Origin of the sequence: Pseudomonas sp. R3.Fl (assembly GCF_023516765.1) — a bacterium.
In the GTDB taxonomy this organism is placed as follows: domain Bacteria; phylum Pseudomonadota; class Gammaproteobacteria; order Pseudomonadales; family Pseudomonadaceae; genus Pseudomonas; species Pseudomonas citronellolis.
In genome coordinates this window covers 6,190,331-6,214,422 of record NZ_JAMGSO010000001.1, presented here as the reverse complement: position 1 = coordinate 6,214,422, position 24,092 = coordinate 6,190,331, and the positions used below count along the sequence as shown (strand labels likewise).

Genomic DNA, 24,092 nt, shown 5'->3' with positions numbered 1-24,092 from the left:
TTGTTATTTGAATTCATTAGAAGTTCGGCCTGCCGCAGCGTCAACGCAACCAGGCCGGACGTTCCGTTCTTTGGAATCTTTCGGTTGAACCGGGCCCGGGCAAGTTCAGGCATCGATGACGCCAAGGCCTGAACCCGGCCTGCCCCTGGGCTCAGAACAACGGGATGGTGTAGTTGAAGATCAGGCGGTTCTGGTCCTCGTTGCGCTGGATGTCGCTGCGCATGGAGGCGTTCCACCAGGTGACGCCGAGGCCCTTCAGCGGCCCGCTCTGGATGACGTAGTTGACGTTGAAGTCGCGCTCCCACTCGCCCTGGTCGCCGCCGCCGACGGCCTCGATGTCGCGCCCCCGCAGGTACATCGCCGAGGCGGTCAGGCCGGGGATGCCGACACCGGCGAAGTCATAGCCGTATTGCGCGTAGCTGGTGGCCTCGCCCGCGGCGGTGAAGTTGGTGATGAGGCGGTTGGTGTACAGGTAGACGTTGACACCGCCGGCGCCGGCGTCGGGCACGCTGCCGGAGTTCAGCTGCACGAAGGGGCTGTCGTCGGAAACCTTCTGGTAGCCCAGCAGGAACGAGTGGCCGTGGACCGAGTAGATGAAGGTCGCGCTCCAGGTGTCGTTGTCGATCTCGCCGTCGCCGCCGCTGGTGTAGCCGCTGACCTGGTAGCCGGCCTTGCCCGAGGCGTTGGCGCCCTGGGAGTTGGTCTTGAAGTAGCGCAGGTCGGTCTTCAGGAACTGGTCGTTGCCCAGGCTCAGGGTGTGCACCGCGCCGACGAAATGCTGGCGGTAGTAGTCCTCCAGCGAGGCCTGGTAGTACTGCACCAGCAGGTTCTTCCTCAGCTGGTAGTCCGCGCCGGCGAAGTAGAACTCGTTGCTCTCCTCCTTGCCGCCCCGCACCGACAGCCCGGTCCGGTCGCTGGAGCCGCGGCCGGTGGTGCTCTCGAGCTTGCCGCCGACCAGGGTCAGGCCGTCGATCTCGCTGGAGGTCACCATCCCGCCCTGGAAGGTCTGCGGCAGCAGGCGGGCGTCGTTGGCGTCGACCACCGGCAGCTTGGGCAGCAAGGTGCCGACCCGCGCCTCGGTCCTGGAGGCGCGCATCTTCAGGGTCATGCCGAAGCGGCTCCAGTTGTCCACGGCGCCCTCGCCGTCGGAGGGGATCAGGGTGCTGCCCGGATGGCGCCCCTTGCCGCTGTCGAGCGTCACCCCCAGCAGGCCCAGGGCGTCCACCCCCAGGCCGATGGTGCCCTCGGTGAAGCCCGACTGGTAGTCCAGCTTGAAGCCCTGGGCCCATTCCTCGGTCTTGGACGGCGCGTTGCTGCCGTCGCGATAGTCACCGTTGAAATAGAAGTTCCTCAGCCCGAGGTTGAGTTTGCTGTCACCGATGAAATCCGCCCTGGCGTGCATCGAGGCGAGTACGCCAAGAAGCGGGACAGTTATATACAACGTGCGTTTCGAACTACACATACCACCACCCTCATTTTATTGTTTTTGGGGTCGAGAAAAGCCGACGCCAGAACTTATCGTCAGCGCGTTTTAAATGGTGATAGATCTAAATTACTGGAATTGGATACTCTGGGCAGGTCGTCGTCAGATCACCTTTTTAAGTTGCCACTCCTTTATCTGAGCAGGGTCGAAACCATATTCCTGCAGAACTTCCAGGGTATGTTCCCCAACCAATGGAGCATGTTTCTGGATTTGCAGAGGCGTTCGGGAAAGATTCACCGGCGGGGCTATATAGGGAGCCCCCGAATCCAGGTGCGGATGTTCCAGCCAGACGTAGGCGCCGCTATCGGCAATCGCCTGGTCGGCATTCACCTGCGCCGGCGAATAGACCGGCCCGGCCGGAATCTTCGCCTGGCCGAGCTCCTGCAGGGCCTGCTCCCGCGTGCGCTGGGCGCACCACTGGGCCATGCGCTCGGAAAGCTCCTCGCCGTTGCGCCCCCTGAGCTCGTCGTCGGCGAAGCGCGGGTCGTCCAGCAGCTCCGGGCAGCCGACGATCCGCGTCCAGCGCTTGAACATGGCCGGGCCGATGACCTGCACGATGATCCAGCCGTCGCGGGTCTCGAAGATGTCCGAGGGGCCGTAGCTCTGGCTGCGGTTGGCGGTGGCCTGGCGCTCCAGCTTCAGCAGTTGTTCCTCGATGAGGTAGCCGCTGGAGAAGTTCAGCGCGGTCTGCAGCAGCGAGGCCTCGACCTTCTGCCCCTGGCCGCTCTTGTTGCGCTCGTAGAGGGCGGCGACGGCGCCCAGCGCGCAGGAGATGGCCGTGGCGTAGTCCACCACCGGCACCATCGACTTGATCGGCTGGCCGGGGAAGCCGGACAGGTAGACGCCGCCGCTCATGGCCTGGCCGACGCCATCGAAGCCGATCTTGTCGCGCAGCAGTTCGCTGTCGCCGAACGCCGAGGGCGCCACCAGGATGATGTCGGGCTTGATCGCCTTGAGCGTCTCGTAGTCCAGCCCGAGGTTGACCAGCGTCGCGCTGGGCATGTTGGCGATGACGATGTCCGCCGATTCCACCAGGCGCCGGACGATCCTGCGCCCCTCCTCGCTGGCCAGCTCCAGGGTGATGGAGCGCTTGTTGCGGTTGGATTGCAGGAACACCGCGCCATCGCCCTGTCCGGTGACCGGCATGACGAAGCGGTCCTCGCTGCCGCCCAGCCGGTCGATACGGATGACGTCGGCCCCCAGGTCCGCCAGCAGCGCGCCGCAGAACGGCCCGGCGATGAACCGCCCGAAATCCAGGACCCGAATATTCTCTAGCACCTTCGCCATGGTTCGCCTTTTCACTTGTTCAAACGGAGGATTCTTGTTCACTAGAACGGCCCTTCGAGGTCGCGGAGGATGCGTTCCAGTTCCGGGGCGGCTTCCTTGAGCCGCTCGCCGATGACACTGCGGACCTTGTCGAAGTCCGCGCCCACCACGGCGGCGCCGCAGTTCAGCCCCATCACGGTCGCGGCGCGGCCGATCCGCACCGGCACGCCGATGCCGTAGGTGTCGCGCTGGTAGCCGCCCTTGACCAGGCAGGTACCGCTGTTCTGCAGTTCCTCGAAGCTGCCCTGGATGCCCGCCAGGACCTGCGGGTAGCGCTCGCCGAAACGCCGTTTCATCTCGCCGAAGAGCTGCGCGCGCTCCGCCTTGCCGAGCCCCCACAGGTAGGCGCGGCCGATGGCGGTGGACTCCATCGGCAGCATCGAGCCCACGCCCAGGCGCAGCGTGGCGATGGACCGGCTCGAACAGTAGGTCACGTAGAGCATTTCCAGGTCGTCGCGAACGGCCAGCGCCACCGACACGTTCAGCTCGTCGGCCAGTTCCTGCATGAAGGGCTGCGCCAGGCGCACCAGGGGGCTCGACTCCAGGTAGGCGTGGCCGATCCCCAGCGAACCGGCCCCCAGCTCGAACTGGCGCCCGCCCACCGCGTGGCGCAGGAAGCCGGCGAACATGAGCGTCGTGGTCAGGCGCGACACCGTCGATTTCGGCAGGCCGGTGCGCGCCACGATCTCGGCGTTGGACAGGGGCGTGCGCTCGCCGCGGAAGGCCCGGAGGACCTGCAGGCCGCGCTCGACGGTCAACAGGGCATCGCCGTGCTCGTCAATTGCCATGCTCGGGCTCCTCCCTGTAGTGGCTGGCGGCGGAGGCGTCCAGCGAGTGCTTGAACTGGCTCGCCAGCGCCGCCAGCTGTGGCCCCAGTTCGCGCGAGACGCGGGCCTTGCTCATGTGCGCCAGCGAACCGATGCAGGCCAGCACGAACAGGCCCTTGCCGGCGACGTTCATCGGCACCGAGACCACGCCCAGGTCGCGGTCGAGCTTGCTCAGCGAATAGCAGAAGCCCATGGTCCGGAACTGATTGATCGACTCGGTCAGGTGCGGCTCCAGCCCCTCCCACTGCGCGGGCATGCGCCTGGCGATGTTCTCCAGCAGGTAGGCGCGCTCCAGGGCCGGCAGCGAGGCCAGGAGCGTGTGGCCCATCTGCGAGGACGAGATGGCGATGCGCGTGCCGACGTTCAGGCCCGAGCGGCGGAAGCTGCCGGTGCCCGTGCAGCTTTCCAGCGCCACCAGGTCCAGGCGATCGCGCATGGCCAGCAGCACGGTCACGTTGTGCGTGCAGGCGAAGCGGATCAGGTCCTGGCGCACCAGGCGCTGCACGTCGGAGTGGAAGGTGGCGGAGTAGCCCAGCGAAAGGACCGGGGCGGCCAGGCGGTATTGCCGGCGCTCCTTGCAGTAGCCGACGTAGCCCAGGGCGACCAGGCTGCGCAGGAAGCGGTTGACCGTGGAGGCCGGAAGCCCCGTCCGGTCGGCGATGTCCTTGTTGCCCAGCCATTGGTCGTGGGCGCTGAAGGCGGACAGCACCTCCAGCGCGCGCAGCAAGGGCATGACCAGCCCCGAGCGGGCGGCGGGAAGCTCCGGAAATTCCAGGGTCTGGCTCCGCTGCAGCTCGGCTGAGGTACTTTCGGCCCGGGTCATGCTCCCCTCCTACACCTGGGTATCGTCCGGGAACTTCGGCGCGCGCTTCTGCCGATGGGAGGCCACGCCCTCCTTCACTTCGGCGCCGCCGAAGCCCAGCATTTCCAGGGCGAGCGAGGCGTCAAAGATGGGGCCGGCCTGGCGCAGCCAGTTGTTCAGCGAGTACTTCGTCCAGCGGATCGCCGATTGCGCGCCGCTGGCCAGGCGCGTGGCCACGTCGAGGGCCTTGTCCTGCAGCTCGTCGTCCTCCACGCACAGCGACACCAGGCCCAGGCGCTCGGCCTGCTCGCCGCTCAGCGGCTCGCACAGCAGCAGGTGGTACTTGGCCTTGGCCATGCCGCACAGCAGGGGCCAGATGATGGCCGCGTGGTCGCCCGCGGCGACCCCCAGCCGGGTGTGGCCATCCACCAGCTTGGCGCTCCTGGCGGCAATCGAGATGTCGGCCAGCAGCGCGGCGACCAGGCCCGCGCCCACGGCGGGGCCGTGGATCGCCGAGACGATCGGCTTGTTGCAGTTGATGATGTTGTAGACGAGGTCCTTGGACTCCTTCCACATGCGGCAGCGGTACTCGAAGTCGTCGATCATCTGCTCGACGACCTCGAAGTCGCCGCCGGCGGAGAACGCCTTGCCGTCGCCGCGGATGATCACGGCATTGACCGAGTCGTCGGCCTCCACGTCGCGCCAGACCCTGGCGATCTCGGCGTGGCCGATGGCGTCCAGGGCATTGAGCCGCTCGGGACGGTTGATGGTGATGCGCAGCACCCGCGGCGCCGGACGGTCGAAGGTCAGGCGCTGGTAGTCGGCTGCATAGGAAACTGTTTCGGACATCGCTGTAATCTCCGTTGTGCTCAGCGTCCGCCGCTGATGGAGCGGTTGGAAACCAAGCCGCCGTCGAGGGTCACCACCGCGCCGCTGGTGTAGGAGGAGCGGGCCGAGGCGAGGAAGACGAACAGGTCGGCCACTTCGTCCACCGTCGCGGGGCGGCCGAGCGGGTAGCGCTTGAAGGCCTCCGCCTCGTCCGCACCTTCGCTGGTCCCGGCTTCCAGCAGACGACGGATGCGCGGGGTGTCCACCGGCCCCGGGTTCACCCCGACGACACGGATCCCGTCGTCCAGGCTGCGCCCGCCCAGCGCCCGGGTGAAGGCCATCAGCGCCGCGTTGCCGGTGGTGCCGGCGATGTAGTCGAAGTCGAACATTTCGCCGCCGCTGCCGATGTTGTTGAGGATCACCCCGCCGCGGCGCTCGCGCATCGCGGCGTAGACCAGGCGGGTCAGGTTGATGTAGCCGAACACTTTCAGCTCCCAGCCCTGCCGCCAGCGTCCCTCGTCCACGTCCCAGAGGTTCCCCGCCGGGATGCTGCCGGCGTTGTTCACCAGCACGTCGATGTCCTGGCCGAAACGCGCCACCTCGGCGATGGCGCCGGGCAGCGACATGTCCAGCGGCAGCACCTCGACTTTCACGCCGAAGCGTTCCCGCACGGAGCCGGCCAACGCGGCCAGGCGGCCTTCATCGCGGGCGACCAGCTTCAGGTCGCTGCCCTCGCGGGCGAACGCCACCGCCAGGCCTTCACCGATGCCCTGCGAGGCCCCGGTGATCATCACTGTCTTGCCTTTGAGTTCGAGATTCATGTCGTGTGCCTATGGGAATTCAGCGCTGCAGCGCCTGCCGGATCACATCCAGCGCAGCGGGGTTGTCCAGCGACGACATGTCGCCCAGCGGCAGGTCGTTGCAGAGGTTGCGGATGACCCGGCGCATGACCTTGGAGCTGCGGGTCTTGGGCAGCTGCGTCACGAAGTGGGCGCGGGCCGGCACGAAAGGCTTGCCCATGCGCGCCTCGACGTGCGCCGCGATGCGCTTGAGCAGGTCGGCGTCGCCGTCCTCGACGCCGGGGGCCACCAGGAACACCACCAGCTTCTGGCCCTTGGTCGGGTCCTTGACGCCCACCGCGGCCGCTTCGCTGATCTGCGGGATTTCCAGCAGCACCTCTTCGATCTCCGCCGGCCCCACGCGCTTGCCCGCCAGCTTGATGGTGTCGTCCGAGCGGCCCAGCATGAAGTAGCTGCCGTTCTCGCGCAGCGCCAGGTCGCCGTGGACCCAGAGGCCGGGGATGGTCCGCCAGTAGGACTCCAGGTAACGCTCGTCGTCCTGCCAGAAGGACTGGGTCATGCCCACGAACGGACGGCGGATGGCCAGCTCGCCGGGTTCGCCGCTCACGTCGCGGCCGTCGTTGTCCACCACGCAGACCGCGACGCCGGGGGAAGCGGTGTTGAACCCCGCGGGGCTGATCGGCCGGATGATCACGCTGGACAGCAGCGCGCCGGACACCTCGGTGCCGCCGGTGTAGTTGATGACCGGGCAGCGGCCGGCGCCGAAATGCTGCTGGAACCAGCAGAAGTGCTCCGGGTCGATCCCCTCGCCGGCGGTGATCAGCAGCTTCAGCGAAGAGAAATCGGCCTGGCAGGAAAGCGCCTCGTGGGCGGCCAGGCCACGGATCAGCGTCGGCGCCGAACCGAAGTGGGTCACCCGGTGGCGTTCGATCAGCCCGCCCATCCGCGACCAGTCCGGGAAGTCCGGCGCGCCGTCGTAGCAGACCAGGGTGGCGCCGCGCATCAGCGCGCTGCACAGGACCAAGGCGCCGGCGATCCAGCCCATGTCGGCAGGCCAGCAGAACACGTCGCCCGGCTTCACGTTGAAATGCACCGCAGAATCGTGGGCGATCTTCAGGGCGAAGCCGCCATGCACGTGCACGGTGCCCTTGGGCTTGCCGGTGGTGCCGGAGGTGTAGACGATCATGAACGGATCGTTCGCCGCCATGCTGGCCGCCGGGCGCTCGCGGCCGACCCCGGCCTGCGCCACCGCGGCCCAGGAAAGGCCATCGCCGCCCTGCCCCGGCGCCCCTTCGGGCGTGTGGACGATCAGCGTTTCGATGGCCGGCAGTTCTTCGCGGGCGGTCTTTATCAGGCCGAGGATGTCGACCCACTTGCCGCGGCGATGGAAGCCCGCGCTGGCGATCAGCGCCTTGGCCGAGCAGGCGGACAGCCGCGAGCGGATGGCGTCCACGCCGAAGCCGCTGAACAGCGGCACGGCGACCGCGCCGACATAGGCGATGGCCAGCAGCGAAACGGTCGCTTCCAGGCCGTTGGACATCAGCAGGCCGATGCGGTCGCCACGCTTCAGGCCGCTGGCCTCGAGCCCCGCGGCGAAGGCCCTGACCATCGCCGACAGCTCCGCGTAGGTGGCGCGCCGCGCCGGGCCGGTCTCGCTCTCGGCGATCACCGCGGCCTGCGCCGCCAGGCTCGCATCGTCCGCCTTGCCGAGGATGCTCTGCACCCAGTTGAGCCGGCCGCCGGGGAACCAGTTGGGGAATTCCGGCCCCCGGGAGTCGTCGAGGTAGGCGTCGAACGGCTGCTCCCAGGCGATGCCGCAATACTGCATCACCATGCGCCAGTAGCGGTCGGGGTCCTGGATGGAACGAGCGTAGAACTCGTCATAGTCATCCGTTCCCAGCAGGCGCATGAGTTCCACCACGTTGGCGGTGGCGAGGTCATCGGCGCTGGGTTGCCATTCAGTGAGCGAGTTGCTTTTCATCTTACTTCCCATGTCCAACCAGATCAGAAGCCAGAGGGGCGGCCAGGGCCCCTCACATACCCATGTATGCCCTTTGCACGTCTTCGTTCTGCGCCAGTTCCGCCGCCACGCCCTGGGAAACGATTTCGCCGCCCTCCATCACATAGGCATAGTCGGCGATGCGCAGGGCGGTTTCCGCGTTCTGCTCGACCAGCAGCACGTCGACGCCGGTATCGCGGATCCGGCCGATCACCTGGGCGATCTGCTCGACGACGGCGGGCGCAAGACCGATGGTCGGCTCGTCCAGCAACAGCAGCCTGGGCTTGCTCATCAGCGCCCGGGCGACCGCGACCATCTGCTGCTGCCCGCCGCTGAGCGAGCCGGCCTGGCTGGGCAGGCGCGGGCGCAGGTCGGGAATGAATTCCAGGCACTGCTCCAGGTCCGCCTCGACCTGCGAGCGGTCCTTGCGGCAATAGGCGCCGAGCATCAGGTTCTCCAACACCGTCATGCTGCCGAACAGGCGGCGGCCCTCGGGCACCAGGCTCAGGCCGCGGCGCAGCAGTTCGTCGGGCTGGCGGTTGGCGACCGCTTCGCCATTGAGCCGGACCTCGCCCGCGTCGCTCTTGAGCAGGCCGCTGATGCACTTCATCAGCGTCGACTTGCCCGCGCCGTTGGCGCCGATCAGCGTCACCACCTGGCCGCGCGCCACGCCCATGCTCACCCCGCGCAGCGCGGGCACCTTGCCGTAGCTGGCGACCAGGTGCTCGACCTGCAGCGAATACTCGACGGCGCTGTTCATTGCACACCTCCCAGGTAGGCGGAGATCACGCGGGGGTTCTGCCTGATCTCCCCGGGCGTGCCGGTGGCGAGCATCTGGCCATGGTGCAGCACGACGATGCGATCGCAGATCTGCATCACCGCCTTCATGTTGTGCTCCACCAGCAGGATGGAGCTGCCGAACTCGCGGCGGATGCGCCGGAAGACTTCGAGGGTGGACTCCACTTCCGTCTGGTTCAGGCCGGTCAGAGGCTCGTCCAGGCACAGCAGCCGCGGGCGGGTGGCGAAGGCGATGGCGATGCTCACCAGGCGCTGGATGCCGTGCGGCAAGGTGCCGGCGGTGGACGCCAGGCACCCCGTCAGCCCGAGGATTTCGGCGGTGTCGAGCGCCCGGGCGCGCTGGGCCTTGCTGGCCAGCAGCGGCAGCGCGCCGATGGCGCCGATGAGGATGTTGTCCAGCACGCTCATGCTCGGCAGGATGCTGCCGTGCTGGAAGGTGCGGGTGATGCCCATGCGGCTGATCGATTCGGGCGAGACGCCGGTGACGTCGTTGCCGTCCACCTCCAACCGCCCGCTCGAGGGCTTGTAGAAGCCGCTGATCAGGTTGAAGGTGGTGCTCTTGCCGGCGCCGTTGGGGCCGATGAGCCCCAGCACCTCGTTGCGGCGGATGTCGAAGCTGAGGTCGGCCACGGCCTTGACGCCGCCGAACGAGCGGCTGATGTCGCGGGTGGCGAGAATGGACTGGGTGGCGGCGTTCATCATTGGGCCCTCCGGGCGACGACGCTGGCGCGGGACGCCCGCGGGCGGCACGACAGGGCGCGGCTGACGAGGCCGGCCACGCCCTTGGGCAGCAGCAGCATCGCGATGACGATGGAGGCGCCGTAGAAGATGTGCTCGTTGAGGCCGCTGTCCAGCGCCAGGGCATTGAGCGATATGAGCAGCGCCGCGCCGAGGATCGGGCCGAGCGGGTGCTGCTCGCCGCCGACCTTCAGGTAGGCCAGGGCGAAGGTCGAGAGCAGGAAGCCGAAGTCCCCGGGGCTGATCACGTTGTTGGTGAAGGCATGCAGCGAGCCGGCGACGCCCACCGCGAAGGAGGCGATGACGAAGCAGGCCACCTTGCTCAGGTGCACGCGGATGCCCACCGAGCGGGCCACGCCTTCGTTGTCCTTGATGGCGGTGAAGATCTTGCCGACGTTGGAGGTCTCGATCAGGTAGAGCGCGGCGACCAGTCCCCCGCTCAGCAGGATCACCAAAGGCGTGGTGTAGGCGTCCAGGCCCTCGGGCATGAAGATGCCGACCAGCCCGGAGTTCCCGCCCAGCCATTCCGACTTGGTGTAGATGATCCGCATGACTTCGGCGAAGGCGAAGCCGATCAGCAGGAAGTAAGGGCCCTTGGTGCGCAGGGTGATGAAGCCGAACACCAGGCTGATCAGCGCGGCCACCACCCCGCCGGCCAGCAGGGCGACGACGAACGGCCACTCCAGCATGGTGGTCATGACCCCGGCGGTATAGGCGCCGATGCCATAGAAGGCCGCGGTGGCGAAGTTCAGCTCGCCGATCAGCATGACGAAACGCAGGCTGGAGGCGACCAGCGCGGCGATGGCGATCCAGACCATCAGCTTGGCGCTGTAGCCGTCGCCGGCGAAATGGCTGGCCACGGCGATGGCGACACAGAAAACACAGCAGACAAGGAATTTTTGCTTAGCCACGGCCCAGCACTCCGTTCGGACGAACAAGCAGCATCAGCATCACCAGGACGAAAATCGCGAGGCTGGCGCTGGAGGGGTCGAAGTAGAAACCGCCGAAGGCTTCTATCGCGGCGATCAGCAGGCTGCCGATGATGGCGCCGGGCACGCTGCCCAGGCCGCCGATCACCACCGCGATGAAACCCTTGATCAGGAAGCTGTCGCCGAAGGTCGGCGACACCGACGACACCGGGGCGATCAGCGCGCCGGCCACGGCGCCGATCAGGGTGGCGAAGACGAAGCCGCTGAAGGCGATCGACTTGTAGGGGATGCCCTGCAGCATGGCCGCCTCGTGGTCGATGGACACGGCGCGCAGGGCATTGCCGAAGCGCGTCTTCGCCAGCGCCCAGGTCAGGCCCGCGGTCAGCAGCACGGCGATGATGCAGATCAGCAGGCGCTGGGCGCTGATGCCGGCGCCCAGAATGCTGACGGTGCCTTCCACCAGCGGCGGGACGGAGCGCACGGCGCCGCCGAAGATCTCCAGGTAGGCCCCTTCGAACAGCAGCACCAGGCCTGCCGAAAGAATGAAGGAGCCGACCAGGTCCCGCTGGAACCAGCGGAAGCCGACCTGGTAGGCCAGCACGCCGAAGCCGGTGGCCAGGGCGATGCCGGCCAGCAGGCCCAGCCCGTAGGCGGCGAACAGGGAAAGCCCCTGGGCGGTGAGCCAGGGAATGACCACCGCGACGACCAGCGCGGACATCGTGAAGAACTGGCCATGGGCGAAGTTCACGATCTTCAGCACGCCGAAGATAATGGTCAGGCCCAGGGCGAACAGCACATAGACCGAGCCGATCTGCACCGTCGTCAAAAACAACTGGAATATAGTTTCCATGACTCCTCCAACCACCTCGACGGCAGCGATCACTGGATGCGCTGGGTCAGCTCTTCGGGTTGCACGCGGCCCACTTCGACCAGCTTGTCCTGTTGCAGCTGAGTGACGATCACCGGGACCAGGATTTGCTGGGGCGTGCCGTAGGTTGCCTTTCCGCCGAACGCGGACTTGCCGTAGAAGGAGTCGAAGGTGATCTCCGGAAGCGCCTCGGCGACGGCCTTCGGCTCGACGCTCTGGGCTTTCTCCATCGCCGCGGCCAGGGCCTTGACCGAGTCGTAGAAGCCGATCTGGATGGCGTTGATCGATTCGCCGGTCTGGGCTTTCACGCCGTCGTTCAGGCGGCGCTGCAGGTCGGTGGTGCCGGGCGAATCCAGGGCGACCGCGGCGCCCATGTAGGTACCGCTGGCCGCCTCCCCGCCGGTCGCCAGCAGGCCGCCCGCGCCGGTGCCCACCTCGATCACCTTGACGCCGTTCCAGCCCAGGCCGCTGAGTTCCTTGAACAGCTGGCCGCTATCGGCCGGCGTGCTGGAGCAGAGGTCGACGGCATCGGGCTTGAGCGACGCCATCTTCGAGGCCACCGGCTGGAACTCGGTGGTCCCGCGTTCGTACCAGTCGCTGGCCAGCACCTTCACCCCGGCCGCTTCCCAGGCCTTGCGCGCGATGGCTTCGGTTTCCTGGCCGGTGGCGTCGTTGGGGTTCATCAGCACCACCGTCTTGATCGACGGGTTGCGCTCTTTGACGAACTTGACCAGCGGATAGACGATCTCGTTGGGCGTATTCATCTGGGTGAAGGTCAGCGGGAACTTGGGCCCCTTGATGCTGGTGCCCCAGGCCGTGGTGAAGATCAGCGCGCCACGGCGTTCGGAGAGGGATTGCAGCGCCCGTACCGGCGCGGTGCCCAGGCTGCCCGCGACGAACTTGACACTGTCTTTGCTGAGCAGCGTCTGGGCAACTTTCGCACCGTCGGCGGCGTTGTATTTATTGTCGTAGGCCACGCATTCGAAGTTATAGGTCTGGCCCGCAACCTTGACGCCGCCCTGCGCCGCCACGTCGCCCGCGGCCTGTTCACAAAGCCACTTGGCGCCGATACCCCAGTTCGCACCGGCACCGGACAGCGGCACCGACAAACCGAGTTTCATGACTTCCGCCGCACTGCCACACAGCGGAGCGAGGGCGCCGAAGGAAAGACCGAACAGCAGATAAAACCGTTTAATTGCGGACATGATCAAACCTCTTGTTCTTATGATTTCATTTAATTCCCGCACTACTGGAGCGTCAACGCGACCGCCCCGCACGTTCCGTACTTCGGAATAACGACTGCTATTGCTCCTCGCGCTGCCGCGCGCCGAAAAACCTGAAGCCCCTTGCCAGAGCGCCTGCCAACTTGAAATTCCAGAAACCGGAACAATTCCGCGACGCGGAATTTCAGGACGAACCCGCCAACTCCACCCGGCCATTGCCGACCACGAGCACATCACGCTCGACGACCCGCGCCTGGAAGCTGCCGTCGCGCCAGATTTCGCAGCGGATGGTCTCCCCGGGATACACCGGCGCGGAGAAGCGCAGCGCCATCGTCTTCAACTGCTGCGCCTGGTAGTCGGCAAGGCTCTTGAGCAACGCGTGGCAGACCACGCCGAAGGTGCACAGGCCATGCAGGATGGGGCCCGGGAAGCCGGCCCGGGCGGCGACCGCCGGGTCGGCATGCAACGGGTTGTCGTCGCCGTTCATCCGGTAATAGAGGGCCTGCTCCGGGCGGGTCGGCAGGTCCACGACGAAATCCGGCGAGCCTTCGGGGCGCGGCCTGCTGGTGCCGATGGGCGTGGTCGAACCGCCGAATCCGCCACCGCCGCGAATGAAGGTGGTATTGAGCGTGGAAGCCACCAGCCGGCCGTTGCCGACATCGGTCAGGCGCTTGCGGGTATACAGCAGCGCGCCCTGGCCCTCGCCCTTGTCGACCAGGCCCACGATCGAGGTTTCGCTGAGTAGCGCTCCCTCGACCGGCAGCGGGGCGTGCAGCGTCAGTTCCTGCTCGCCGTGGACCACCTGGGTGGGGTCGACGCCCGAACGCGGGTCGGCCAGCCAGAAGCCCGGGTGGGCCAGGACCAGCGCCATCGACGGCAGCGCCAGCAGATCGCGGGAATAGTCCACGTAACGCAGTTGCCGCTCGTCCCGCGGGTCCTGCCCGAGCCCGACGGACAATGCGTAGAAAGCGGTTTCCCGGCGCGTCAGCGACTGACGGACACTGGGTATCGAATAACTGAGCAACTTCTCGGCATCGATGGGCATACCGCTTTTCCTCTTGTTCTATCGCCGGCTCGGGCGTTGATCCATTTCATTTCAATTAATGAAATTAGGTTTCAATTCATACTTATCCCATTCAATGGAACGCACAACCGCGAAGTGCGGGTTGTTCCGGATATCAGAATCTGCGGCCGACCCGGATTATCCGGTGAATCGTTTGTTCATCGATTCCAGAGCGGTTCATTCCACGCGGCGGGAAACCCTTTAAAACCTTTGAAGCGGTACTTGTCAGCGGCGATTCGGGGAGATATCCATGAAAACCCGAATTTCATAAATTGAAATTTCATTTCATTCATTGAATCATGCGCCCCATTGCGGGGCTGCCTCGATACCGGCGCCACCCACGCCACTGAAACAGGAGAGAGCAGGAAGTGGAACGCGAATACATGGAATTCGACGTCGTCATCGTCGGCGCCGGCCCCGCCGGTCTGTCCGCCGCATGCCGACTGAAGCAGAAGGCCGCCGACGCGGGTCAGGAAATCAGCGTCTGCGTGGTCGAGAAGGGTTCCGAAGTAGGCGCCCACATCCTCTCCGGCGCCGTGTTCGAGCCCCGCGCGCTGAACGAGCTGTTCCCCAACTGGAAGGAACTCGAAGCCCCGCTGAACACTCCGGTCAAGCGCGACGACATCTACGTCCTGAAGAACGACCAGGCCGCCACCAAGGTGCCGAACTTCTTCGTGCCCAAGACCATGCACAACGAGGGCAACTACATCATCTCCCTGGGCAACCTGTGCCGCTGGCTGGCCCAGCAGGCCGAGGGCCTGGGCGTCGAGATCTACCCGGGCTTCGCCGCCCAGGAAGCGCTGATCGACGAGAACGGCGTGGTCCGTGGCATCGTCACCGGCGACCTGGGCGTCGACCGTGAGGGCAATCCGAAAGAAGGGTACTACACCCCGGGTATGGAGCTGCGCGCCAAGTACACCCTGTTCGCCGAAGGCTGCCGTGGCCACATCGGCAAACAGTTGATCAGGAAGTACAAGCTCGACAGCGAAGCCGACGCCCAGCACTACGGCATCGGCATCAAGGAAATCTGGGACATCGACCCGGCCAAGCACGACCAGGGCCTGGTGGTGCACACCGCCGGCTGGCCGCTGAACGACGACAACCCGGGCGGCTCCTTCCTCTATCACCTGGAGAACAACCAGGTGGTGGTCGGCCTGATCATCGACCTGTCCTACAGCAACCCGCACCTGTCGCCCTTCGACGAGTTCCAGCGCTACAAGCACCACCCGGTGATCAAGCAGTACCTCGAAGGCGGCAAGCGCGTGGCCTACGGCGCCCGCGCCATCTGCAAGGGCGGCCTGAACTCGCTGCCGAAGATGGTCTTCCCCGGCGGCGCGCTGATCGGCTGCGACCTGGGCACCCTGAACTTCGCCAAGATCAAGGGCAGCCACACCGCCATGAAGTCCGGCATGCTGGCCGCCGAGGCCATCGCCGAAGCCCTGGCCGCCGGCCGTGAAGGCGGCGACGAGCTGAGCAACTACGTGGACGCCTTCAAGGCCAGCTGGCTGTATGACGAGCTGTTCCGCAGCCGCAACTTCGGCGCGGCCATCCACAAGTTCGGCGCCATCGGTGGTGGTGCCTTCAACTTCATCGACCAGAACTTCTTCGGCGGCAAGATCCCGGTCACCCTGCACGACACCACCCCGGACTACGCAACCCTGAAGAAGGCCAGCGAAGCGCCGAAGATCGACTACCCGAAACCGGACGGCAAGCTCAGCTTCGACAAGCTCTCCTCGGTGTTCCTCTCCAACACCAACCACGAGGAAGACCAGCCGATCCACCTCAAGCTGACCGACCCGAGCGTGCCGATCGCCAAGAACCTGCCGCTCTACGACGAGCCCGCGCAGCGCTACTGCCCGGCCGGCGTGTACGAAGTGGTGAGCAACAACGACGGCAGCAAGCGCTTCCAGATCAACGCGCAGAACTGCGTGCACTGCAAGACCTGCGACATCAAGGATCCGGCGCAGAACATCACCTGGATCGCCCCGGAAGGCACCGGCGGGCCGAACTATCCCAACATGTAAGGCAGACAAACATGTAAATCAGACATACATGTAATTCCGCCCAACATGTGACGCCAGCCAACCACGGTCGCTCCCCGTGGCCGGCCCGGCCCGAACCACTCCCCTGCCCCGGTGCCCAGCATGACCCGCGAAAAGCCCACAGGCGAAAGCCACCCCCGCCGCGCCGGCGCCAAGGACGTCGGCGCGGTGGTCAACGCCATCCACATCCTCCGCCACCTGGCCGCCGCCGAGGCGCCCGAAGGCGTGACCAGCATCGCCCGCGCCACCGGCATCAGCCCCAGCACCTCGTTCAACATCCTGCGCACGCTGAGCCACGAGCAACTGGTCTGCTTCAACGGCCAGGACAAGACCTACCAACTGGGCCTGGGCCTGTCGGAGCTGGCCGTGGGCTTCATCGGCCGCAGCTACGCCGACCTGATCCAGCCGGAGCTGGACGGGCTGAGCCTGAACCACAACATCCTCATCACCCTCTGGCAACTGACCGGCGATGCCCACATCCGCGTCATCGCCCACTCGATCCCGCCCACCGCGCACATCAACGTAGCCCTGGGCGCGCGCCTCCCGGAACTGGCCGGCGCCGCGGGGCGCTGCATCGCCGCCGCGCGCAACCTGCCCGATGCCGAACTGCGCCGCCGGCTGACGAAAATCCGCTGGGAAAGCCCGCCCGGCTTCGAACAGTTCCGCGCGGAAGTGGCGCAGGCCGCGGAAAGGGGCTGGGGCATCGACCAGGGCCAGCTCTACCGCGGCGTCAGCACCGTCTCCAGCGCCATCGTCGACCGCGAGGGGCAGCCGCGCTTCGTGATCTCCGCCATCGGCATCAGCGCCCAGCACGAGCAGGATGGCCTCGAGCGCATCGGCGCGAGCCTGCGGGATACCACCCGTTTCATCGAACGGGCGTTGTTCCCCTGAGCGGCGTCAGTTGCCGGCCTGGGCGTTCTGGAAGACCTTGAAGAGTTCCGGCTGCGACTTGACCTTGAGCTTGGCGTAGACGTGCCGGCGGTGGACCTTCACCGTCTCGGCGGAGATGTCGAGCTTGGCCGCCACCTCCTTGTTGGAACAGCCGCTGAGCACCAGGCGGATGACGTCCAGCTCCCGGCCGGTCAGGGGCGTGCCCAGGCGCGCCATGATCTGCTCGAGGTTGCCCTGCCAGCGCACGCCGGGCCGGGGGGACGGCTCGTTGACGCCGCCCTCGAAGAACAGGCGCTGGCGCATCAGCGCGCACACCCAGGGGCGGATCAGTTCGAGCAGTGCGATCTGCTGCGGCTCGAAGCGCGAGCGGCTGCCCAGGGACAGGCACAGGCTGCGCTCCCCATCCAGGCAGACGTTGTACTGCACCTCGTCCTCCACCACGTTGTGCGTGAAGTACAGCCGGTAGTACTCGGTCTCGCGGAAGCACTCCGGGGCCACCTCGGCGAGACGGAACAGGCCGCTTGCCGGCCGCTCGCGGTTGGCGATGTAGAAGGGGTCGAGCAGGTACAGGCCCTCCACGTAATCGTGGAACAGCGGGTCGGGGCCGCCGCCCTGGTAGGGGCTCTCGGCGAATATGCGCGGGCGGTCGTCGCTGAACATCAGCGCCACCCAGCTGCCCAGCGCCATGTGGTCGCCCAGTACGTCGGCCAGGGCGCGCCAGAAATCGGGCCGGTCGAGGCGCTCGGCCAGTTGCCCGAAGGCCCGGTGCCAGGCCACGTCCAGGAGCGTCAGAGCCATGCAGTACCCCCAGGGTTAACTAAACGGCGGAATAGGAAATTCGCTTGCGCTTCGCATACTTGCACTGGCCCCGCCGAAAAGTCACCGACTTTCCCGGCGCGGCCCCAGCTCATCGACAAGGTCCGAACAATGAAACTCGAGCTCGTGCAACAAGCCGCCCGCGACGGCGACACCTCCTACAACCTCCACCGCATCCTGCAGGCCATCGCCGGCTGCGCGCCGGACACCGACATCGTCGTCTTCCCCGAGGCGCAGATCACCGGCTTCCTCAACGGGCAGAACATCGCCGCCAATGCCGAACCGCTGGATGGCCCGAGCCTGCTGGCCGTGCAGCGAGCCGCCCGCGAGCGCGGCGTGGCGGTGGTCGTCGGCCTGATCGAGAACGACGGCGGCCGCTTCTACAACACCAGCGTATTCGTGGCCCCCGAAGGCCTGGCGCTGAGCTACCGCAAGACCCACCTGTGGGTCTCCGAACCGGGCCTGGTGCTGCCCGGAGACCGCTACGCCACCCTTGAGTGGCGCGGCGTGCGCATCGGCCTGCTGATCTGCTACGACAGCGAGTTCCCCGAGAGCGCCCGCGCCCTGGCGGAACTCGGCGCCGAACTGATCCTGGTCAGCGACGGCAACATGGAGCCCTATGGCCACGTCCACCGCACCTCCATCACCGCCCGCGCCCAGGAGAACCAGGTGTTCGCCGTCGTGGTGAACCGCGTGGGCGAAGGCGAGGACGACATCATCTTCGCCGGCTGCAGCGCGGTGGTCGACCCCTTCGGCCGCATCCAGTTCGAGGCCGGCAACCGCGAATGCCGGCACTTCGTCGAACTGGACTTCAGCCAGATCGCCGCCGCCCGCGAACTCTACGACTACCAGGCGGAAAAGCGCTTCCAGCTGCCCGGCGAACGCATCGAGCACGCCGACGGCCGCCATGAACTGCTGATCCCCTGAGCCCACGCCTTGCAAGCGCCCTTCGCTACCTGCCAATAACAACAGACCGCTGGCCACCTCCCGGGGAACAGGCCAGCCAGGAGCCCCAGATGAAATTCCCGCGTCTCTTCCCGTTCGGCCTGGCCTCGTTGCTCGCGCTGGGCACCGCCCACGCCGAGCCGCCGACCGTGCACCTGTACAACTGGTCCGACTTCCTAGCGCCGGACACGGCCAAGGAACTGCAGGCCGCCACCGGCATCAAGCTGGTCCAGGACGTCTTCGACGATGCCGAGGTGATGGAAAGCAAACTGATGGCCGGCCGCAGCGGCTACGACGTGGTCATCATCCCGGACGACCTCGTCCCCAACTTCGCCAAGGCCGGCGTGCTGCAGGAACTGGACCGCTCGCAGCTGGGCAACTGGCCGCACCTGGACGCCGAAGTGCTGCACAAGCTGCAGGTGAACGACCCGGGCAACCGCTACGCGGTGCCCTACATGTGGGGCACCACCGGCATCGGCTACAACGCCGACAAGGTCGCCCAACGGCTGGGGCCCGACGCGCCGGTGGACTCGTGGGACCTGATCTTCAAGAAGGAAAACATCAGCAAGCTCAGCGAATGCGGCGTCGCCATGCTCGACGCGCCGGTGGAAATCATCCCCATCGCCCTGCACTACCTGGGCCTGCCGCCCAACAGCAAGAACCCGGCCGACTACGAACGCGCCGAAGCCCTGCTGCGCAGCATCCGCCCCTACATCCGCTACTTCGACTCATCGAAATTCCCCTCCGACCTGGCCAACGGCGACATCTGCGCCGTAGTCGGCTGGGGCGGCTCGGTATACAGCGCCAAACAGACCGCCGAACGGGCCCACAACGGCATGAAGATCACCTACAGCATCCCCCGCGAAGGCGCCCCGGTATGGATGGAAAACCTGGTGCTGCTCAAGGACGCGCCACACCCACAACAAGGCTACGCCTTCATCGACTACATCCTGCGCCCGGAAATTACCGCGAAGAACTCCAACTACGTCGGCTACCCCAACGGCAACAAGGACGCCACCAAACTGATAGACGCCCAACTGCGCGAAAACCCGGCGTTGTATCCCACGAAGGAGGTCATGGATACGTTGTATCCGCTAGAGACATTGCCCTTGAGGCTTGAGCGGGTGCGTACGCGGGTCTGGACGAGGGTGAAGACTGGGACATGATGGGTTTGGGCTGTTGGGGGACCGACTTCTGCTGGGTGGGGGTCGGCTGGTTTTGTTGAGCAGTGGCTGCCATTCCATAGTGACGTCGCCTGACCTCAGCGAAGGCCGCTATCTGACAAGGGCCTTCAAGCCAGTAGGTCTGGCCGGATGCTGTTTCAGACTTGGATATGAGCGAGTTCTCTCGATGGTTTCGTGCGCAATTTGGAGCCAGAAATAAAACAGCTCAAGCAGCGTATGTGCTTAGCAACATTTGATCGAGACAGAGCGCCCTAAACAATCTACCCCTTGCACCCCATGCGCTTATTTCATGGATTTACATGGACGCTAGTGGACACTGACGGATCGCCTACATCCTAGTAAATACGGGACATACAGGCTAAATTAGCGTCCATCACTATCCATGAGCATCCATCGACAGCCAAGCGATTCGGTGGGGTAAAAGTGGGGTAAAATTCCATGAAACCAAATTAGGCAAGGGGTAGGACATGGCCAAACTGACAGCCAAGCAACTGGAAGCGCTCACCAAAACCGATGATGGCCGGATCCTCCGCGAGGACGGGGGCCTGGTCGCCAAAGTCCGTGCCGGCGTGCGTGGTGTGACGGTGCAGTTCCGCTACGAATTCAAGCAGGATGGAATGAAGCGCGACCAAAGCTTGGGCAGTTGGCCGAAGAAATCGCTAGCGCAGATTCGCGCCGAACGCGACGAAGTGAAAACGATAGCCGCCAAAGGGATCGACCCCACCGCTGCCCGCAAGGCTGCCAAGATCGAAGCCCAGGCCGCTATCGCGGCCACCATTGCCGAAGCCGAGCGCCAAGCAGCGGAGAACAAGACAGTCGCCGACCTCTTCGAGGAGTGGATGCGCGATGGCGTATCGCGCCAGGACGGCAATGCCGAACTGCGCCGCAGCTTCACCAAGGACGTGCTGCCGCTCATTGGCAAGAAGCCGCTGCGCACCCTGACCGAGAAAGACCTGCTCAACGTCCTGCGCTCGGTCAAAGCCCGTGGCCTGAACCGCACCGTAGTGATCCGCAGCAAGGACATCGGCCAGATGCTGCGCTGGGCCGAGAAACGCAAGCCATGGCGCACGCTGATGGCCGACGGCAACCCGGCCGACCTAATTGACGTCAACAAGCTGCTCGACCACGATTATGAGGAACAGCGGGACCGCCTACTCTCTCCTGACGAAATTCGCGAGCTACACGACATCTTCGCTCGTCTGGAGCGCGACTACGACGCCCTCCCCGCCGGCCAGAAATACTCTGGCACCCGTCCAGTCAATCCGCGCGTGCAATGCGCCGTCTGGATCTGCCTGAGCACCCTCTGCCGTATCGGCGAGTTGCTCAAGTCCGAATGGCGCCATCTCAATCTGAACAAAGGCACCTGGTTCATCCCCGCCGAAGCCACCAAGGGACACAAGGGCAAGCGCCAGGATCACCACGTGTTTCTGTCGTCATTCGCGCTGAACCAGTTCGAGCGCCTGAAAGAAGAAACCGGACATACCCCGTTCTGCTTCCCCAGCAAGGACGAGAAAAGCCACGTCGACACAAAAACAATCAGCAAACTGATCGGTGATCGACAGTGCCGTTTCAAAAACCGCAGCAAGCCGCTTACTGGTCGCCACCATGACGACTCATTGGTACTGAGCAAGGGCACAAAGGGTGAATGGACTCCACACGACTTACGACGTACAGGCGCGACCATGATGCAAGAGCTCGGCGTTACGCTGGAAATCATCGACCGCTGCCAAAACCATCTACTGGGCGGCTCCAAGGTACGCAGGCATTACCTACACCACGACTATGCCAAGGAAAAAACCGAGGCATGGCGGCTCCTAGGAGAAAAGCTGGATTCGATCCTTTACCGCGACACAAGTGCTTCGAAATTTCATTTCCATCAGGTAGACGATACAACTTGACCTGCCGTGAAAGGTCATCGGGCGCCGTTGACCTCCACTTGATTGAGACCAAAAGCACTCATTCGACAAAAGAGGCTTTCGTCCCCCTCAAGGAACGCCAATCACAGGGCAAGTAACGTACCCCTCACCATTGCCCTGAACAGCACTGATCAGGCAATCAAGACGCGCCACAACACCCGCTTCGCTCCCAAGGCGGCGAAGAAACAGCCCGGTCAATCCTCGCGGTAACCTGGTGCCAATACCGTCGCCTCCACTCCGTAAAGAAGCAGTGGATCCCTCAGCCAAAGGCCGTACTCCGGACACCGCAGCTGATGATCCGGCGAGCAGTCGATACTCCACTTGCGCAATACATAGCCCGCTGTTGCGCCGCACAACCTCAAACGCATTACATCATCGTGCATGCTGTAATCCGAAAGGCCTCGGACTCGGCAACGGTTGCAGCGACCGAAAGCCACCGCTCAGGACGGTCAGATTTCGTAAAAGCCTTCATTGATCAGATAGAGAAGGTCGTAAGACTCTCAAAGCAACGCCGCATCTCCGACAATACGTTCGCATCGCTACTCAACTGTGCTCTGGATCTAGACGTCGATACGCTGCTCGATGGCGACTACATTAAACACCTACGCCAGCGAGAGCGGATGAAGGAATCTGGCGCTAAAGAGCGTCCCGAGATTGGATTCGCATCGCTGCCCACTTAGTCCTCTCCTAATGAGAGCCTGCTAGCAGCAGAAGCGGACACAGCTATCAGAACCTCGCCGCTTCCACGCAGTGGGCTAGCTGTTCTGCCAAGAGAGGATCATGCCGTGAGGCAAGGTAAGGACTAAGGAGGAGCTCCCACCCCGACCGACATCAAGGCGCAGCAGATGAATGAGGTGAAGCTACGCGGTGTCCCCAAACACCGCGCCCCAGAGCTAATGGCCTAATATGGAAAAACTCAGATGCGAGCGTTGATCCATTCCCATACTTTCGGACTCAGCCAACCCCGGTGATTACCGTGAGAAACTTGGGAAACAAATAGGCGGTCATTCGCATCCAAATTTGTACGAAGATCATCCGCCACCTGATTCACAGTCAACGCGGTACTCACCCAACGAACAGACTCAAGCCCTTGGTCTTTGATACTTTAGTAGCGATCGAGGTGCTGAACAAAAGCACGACGCGCCAGATCATAGTTACCGCGCTCTTTATTGAGATTCCAAGTAACGACAAAAACTTTCATGTGTAACTCTTAATTCTAGATAACTTTACGAGCCAGCCGTAAGCGTCCGGCCAATACACCCTCCTGACATGAGGTCGGAACACTTACCATCATCCTGCCCTGCTTGTCACACAACCATATCCCGAGAGGCGTGTTTCAAGGCCTCTGAAAAGGCTGGGTAGCCACCTACGCTCATGAGCATCCCAAGATCATGATACGGGGTTAGGCTGAAGTGGCTTCAGCAGATCGGCCGTCATGATCTCATAAATGCAGAACTCTTTCGGATCCCGAGAGGTGTCCGCTTTGATCTCCGCCAGCTTTTTCACAATGTTCGCCGCCTGTACCTCACCGACCTCCAGATCCTCGATGAGGACATATTCAAGCGCCGTCTCCCCGTCAGATTCATGGGCAAGCTGGATAGCGATTTCAAAACGTCTCAAATTTGGTGGTAGCGTGATTTCCTCACAGACGGCTTCCAACGGCCAATCATCTAGTGACCTTATGAGGTGGCTATAGATATCTGCCAACTCACCCAGCAGCGCGATCGATTGGGGATAGCTAGCGCTATACCAGGGCCTGTCGGTCTCTAGGAAATAGGTGATTCCGTTGCAGGTTATCTGAAGCGGGCTATTTCGATGAAGGCCTGAGTTGTGTACCGTGTTCCGGCAGGCCCCCAAGAACTTGATGAGGTCTTTGTCGTGGTTGATATCCCTCCCGTACTTCTGCTTATCGGCAAGATTGTAAAGCGCATTTATCTTGTCGGGGAAAGAGCGGTAGGGGCCGCGCACATCCAGGATTCTGTCCACGCACTTAGACCTCTCCTCATCCGACTTCGATTTGCCATGCCGGTCGAGCAGCTTGATGACCTTGTCCTTTCGGCTCTCTTCATAAGCAGTCTCCAACTTTTCGGCATAGCCGTCGTACAGCTTAGTGATCCAGTGTTCGAAGCAGGAAAACGCCGAGACCGTGAAGTCCAGCATTAGGCCCCCAACCATCCCATTGATACGATCCGAGAGAAGCGCTCTGACATCGGACAACGACGCTTCGAAATCCTCACGCTCGAGAGCGGCCGGTTTGCCATCGATCTGTACGGCATGGGTCAGGTGCCGTTCCTCAAGCATTTCGACCAGCAACTCGGGGCATAGGTGTCTCGCCGCAGTGCTGGACAATTCTTCGTTCATCATGAAAACGATCGGCAGATCGCATACAGCCCTCAGGAGTGCGAAGTAGTTATGCACCTTGATGAACGGCAGGCGGTTCTTGTTGATCTGGTAATTACCGCGTAGCGTATGCTTTTCCAAGATGGTGGCCTTATTCTTCAAGGCCATGAAAGCAGCAATTATCTTTTTATGGTTGCCATCGAAGGTACTCATCCGAACTCCCTGTCCTGAGTTGTTCATCGTTGATGTGCTGCACTGACCAGTCAGCCCGCGA

20 protein-coding genes and 1 pseudogene are annotated in these 24,092 nt (G+C 64.1%); 5 read left to right on the top strand and 16 right to left on the bottom strand.

What is annotated here, in order from left to right:
- Positions 1 to 151 precede the first annotated feature (151 nt).
- The 13 genes from M8R19_RS27545 to M8R19_RS27485 all read right to left on the bottom strand — a co-directional run bounded on the left by M8R19_RS27545 (position 152) and on the right by M8R19_RS27485 (position 13,666).
- Positions 152 to 1,402, bottom strand: coding sequence for an OprD family porin (locus M8R19_RS27545; protein ID WP_074985851.1), 1,251 nt, complete (start codon positions 1,400 to 1,402; stop codon positions 152 to 154).
- A gap of 183 nt (positions 1,403 to 1,585) precedes the next feature.
- Entirely contained in the window at positions 1,586 to 2,770 is a 1,185-nt protein-coding gene (locus M8R19_RS27540) for a CaiB/BaiF CoA transferase family protein (protein ID WP_249919497.1), read from the bottom strand.
- 41 nt (positions 2,771 to 2,811) lie between these two features.
- Positions 2,812 to 3,597 carry an IclR family transcriptional regulator gene (locus tag M8R19_RS27535; protein WP_249919496.1) on the bottom strand — a complete coding sequence of 262 codons (786 nt, stop codon included), beginning with the start codon at positions 3,595 to 3,597 and terminating at the stop codon, positions 2,812 to 2,814.
- Positions 3,587 to 4,459, bottom strand: a complete 873-nt coding sequence (locus M8R19_RS27530) for an IclR family transcriptional regulator (RefSeq protein ID WP_249919495.1) — start codon at positions 4,457 to 4,459, stop codon at positions 3,587 to 3,589. The genes M8R19_RS27535 and M8R19_RS27530 overlap by 11 nt, the downstream gene beginning before the upstream one ends.
- A 9-nt stretch (positions 4,460 to 4,468) precedes the next feature.
- Positions 4,469 to 5,287 (bottom strand): enoyl-CoA hydratase/isomerase family protein, encoded by an 819-nt coding sequence (locus M8R19_RS27525; RefSeq protein WP_074985841.1) that lies wholly within the window; start codon positions 5,285 to 5,287, stop codon positions 4,469 to 4,471.
- Between the two features lie 20 nt (positions 5,288 to 5,307).
- Entirely contained in the window at positions 5,308 to 6,087 is a 780-nt protein-coding gene (locus tag M8R19_RS27520) for an SDR family oxidoreductase (protein WP_249919494.1), read from the bottom strand.
- Positions 6,088 to 6,106: 19 nt separating this feature from the next.
- Positions 6,107 to 8,047, bottom strand: a complete 1,941-nt coding sequence (locus tag M8R19_RS27515) for an AMP-binding protein (protein ID WP_249919493.1) — start codon at positions 8,045 to 8,047, stop codon at positions 6,107 to 6,109.
- A gap of 52 nt (positions 8,048 to 8,099) precedes the next feature.
- Positions 8,100 to 8,825 carry an ABC transporter ATP-binding protein gene (locus tag M8R19_RS27510; RefSeq protein ID WP_074985833.1) on the bottom strand — a complete coding sequence of 242 codons (726 nt, stop codon included), beginning with the start codon at positions 8,823 to 8,825 and terminating at the stop codon, positions 8,100 to 8,102.
- Positions 8,822 to 9,565: an ABC transporter ATP-binding protein gene (locus M8R19_RS27505; RefSeq protein ID WP_218161396.1), complete on the bottom strand. Its 744-nt coding sequence runs from the start codon at positions 9,563 to 9,565 to the stop codon at positions 8,822 to 8,824. Before M8R19_RS27505 ends, M8R19_RS27510 begins: the two co-directional genes overlap by 4 nt.
- Positions 9,562 to 10,512 (bottom strand): branched-chain amino acid ABC transporter permease, encoded by a 951-nt coding sequence (locus M8R19_RS27500; protein WP_249919492.1) that lies wholly within the window; start codon positions 10,510 to 10,512, stop codon positions 9,562 to 9,564. Before M8R19_RS27500 ends, M8R19_RS27505 begins: the two co-directional genes overlap by 4 nt.
- A complete protein-coding gene (locus M8R19_RS27495; RefSeq protein WP_074985829.1) occupies positions 10,505 to 11,380 on the bottom strand; it encodes a branched-chain amino acid ABC transporter permease in 876 nt (291 codons plus the stop codon). Before M8R19_RS27495 ends, M8R19_RS27500 begins: the two co-directional genes overlap by 8 nt.
- A 29-nt stretch (positions 11,381 to 11,409) precedes the next feature.
- Entirely contained in the window at positions 11,410 to 12,519 is a 1,110-nt protein-coding gene (locus M8R19_RS27490) for an ABC transporter substrate-binding protein (protein WP_210147059.1), read from the bottom strand.
- Positions 12,520 to 12,805: 286 nt separating this feature from the next.
- A complete protein-coding gene (locus tag M8R19_RS27485; protein WP_249919491.1) occupies positions 12,806 to 13,666 on the bottom strand; it encodes a MaoC family dehydratase in 861 nt (286 codons plus the stop codon).
- 386 nt (positions 13,667 to 14,052) lie between these two features.
- On the opposite strand from M8R19_RS27485, the gene M8R19_RS27480 reads away from it, so the two are divergent.
- Both M8R19_RS27480 and M8R19_RS27475 read left to right on the top strand, forming a co-directional pair.
- Complete coding sequence (locus tag M8R19_RS27480) at positions 14,053 to 15,708, top strand: electron transfer flavoprotein-ubiquinone oxidoreductase (RefSeq protein WP_249919490.1); 1,656 nt, start codon at positions 14,053 to 14,055, stop codon at positions 15,706 to 15,708.
- Between the two features lie 120 nt (positions 15,709 to 15,828).
- The gene (locus tag M8R19_RS27475) at positions 15,829 to 16,617 is read left to right on the top strand and encodes an IclR family transcriptional regulator (RefSeq protein ID WP_249919489.1); all 789 of its coding nucleotides are present in this window, start codon (positions 15,829 to 15,831) and stop codon (positions 16,615 to 16,617) included.
- Between the two features lie 6 nt (positions 16,618 to 16,623).
- Here M8R19_RS27475 and M8R19_RS27470 read toward each other — a convergent pair whose 3' ends face one another.
- Positions 16,624 to 17,415, bottom strand: coding sequence for a helix-turn-helix domain-containing protein (locus M8R19_RS27470; protein WP_249919488.1), 792 nt, complete (start codon positions 17,413 to 17,415; stop codon positions 16,624 to 16,626).
- A gap of 129 nt (positions 17,416 to 17,544) precedes the next feature.
- On the opposite strand from M8R19_RS27470, the gene M8R19_RS27465 reads away from it, so the two are divergent.
- The 3 genes from M8R19_RS27465 (at position 17,545) to M8R19_RS27455 (ending at position 21,460) form a co-directional block, all read left to right on the top strand.
- Positions 17,545 to 18,360 carry a carbon-nitrogen hydrolase family protein gene (locus M8R19_RS27465; RefSeq protein WP_249919487.1) on the top strand — a complete coding sequence of 272 codons (816 nt, stop codon included), beginning with the start codon at positions 17,545 to 17,547 and terminating at the stop codon, positions 18,358 to 18,360.
- A gap of 89 nt (positions 18,361 to 18,449) precedes the next feature.
- On the top strand, positions 18,450 to 19,544 hold the full coding sequence (locus tag M8R19_RS27460) for a polyamine ABC transporter substrate-binding protein (RefSeq protein ID WP_249919486.1): 1,095 nt from the start codon (positions 18,450 to 18,452) through the stop codon (positions 19,542 to 19,544).
- A gap of 485 nt (positions 19,545 to 20,029) precedes the next feature.
- Positions 20,030 to 21,460, top strand: coding sequence for a tyrosine-type recombinase/integrase (locus M8R19_RS27455; protein ID WP_249919485.1), 1,431 nt, complete (start codon positions 20,030 to 20,032; stop codon positions 21,458 to 21,460).
- A 212-nt stretch (positions 21,461 to 21,672) separates the two neighbouring features.
- Here the strand turns inward: M8R19_RS27455 and M8R19_RS27450 are convergent.
- Both M8R19_RS27450 and M8R19_RS27445 read right to left on the bottom strand, forming a co-directional pair.
- Positions 21,673 to 21,870, bottom strand: a pseudogene (locus M8R19_RS27450) (BrxR family transcriptional regulator); the annotation flags it as partial.
- Positions 21,871 to 22,867: 997 nt separating this feature from the next.
- Positions 22,868 to 24,031 (bottom strand): hypothetical protein, encoded by a 1,164-nt coding sequence (locus M8R19_RS27445; protein WP_249919484.1) that lies wholly within the window; start codon positions 24,029 to 24,031, stop codon positions 22,868 to 22,870.
- Positions 24,032 to 24,092 lie beyond the last annotated feature (61 nt).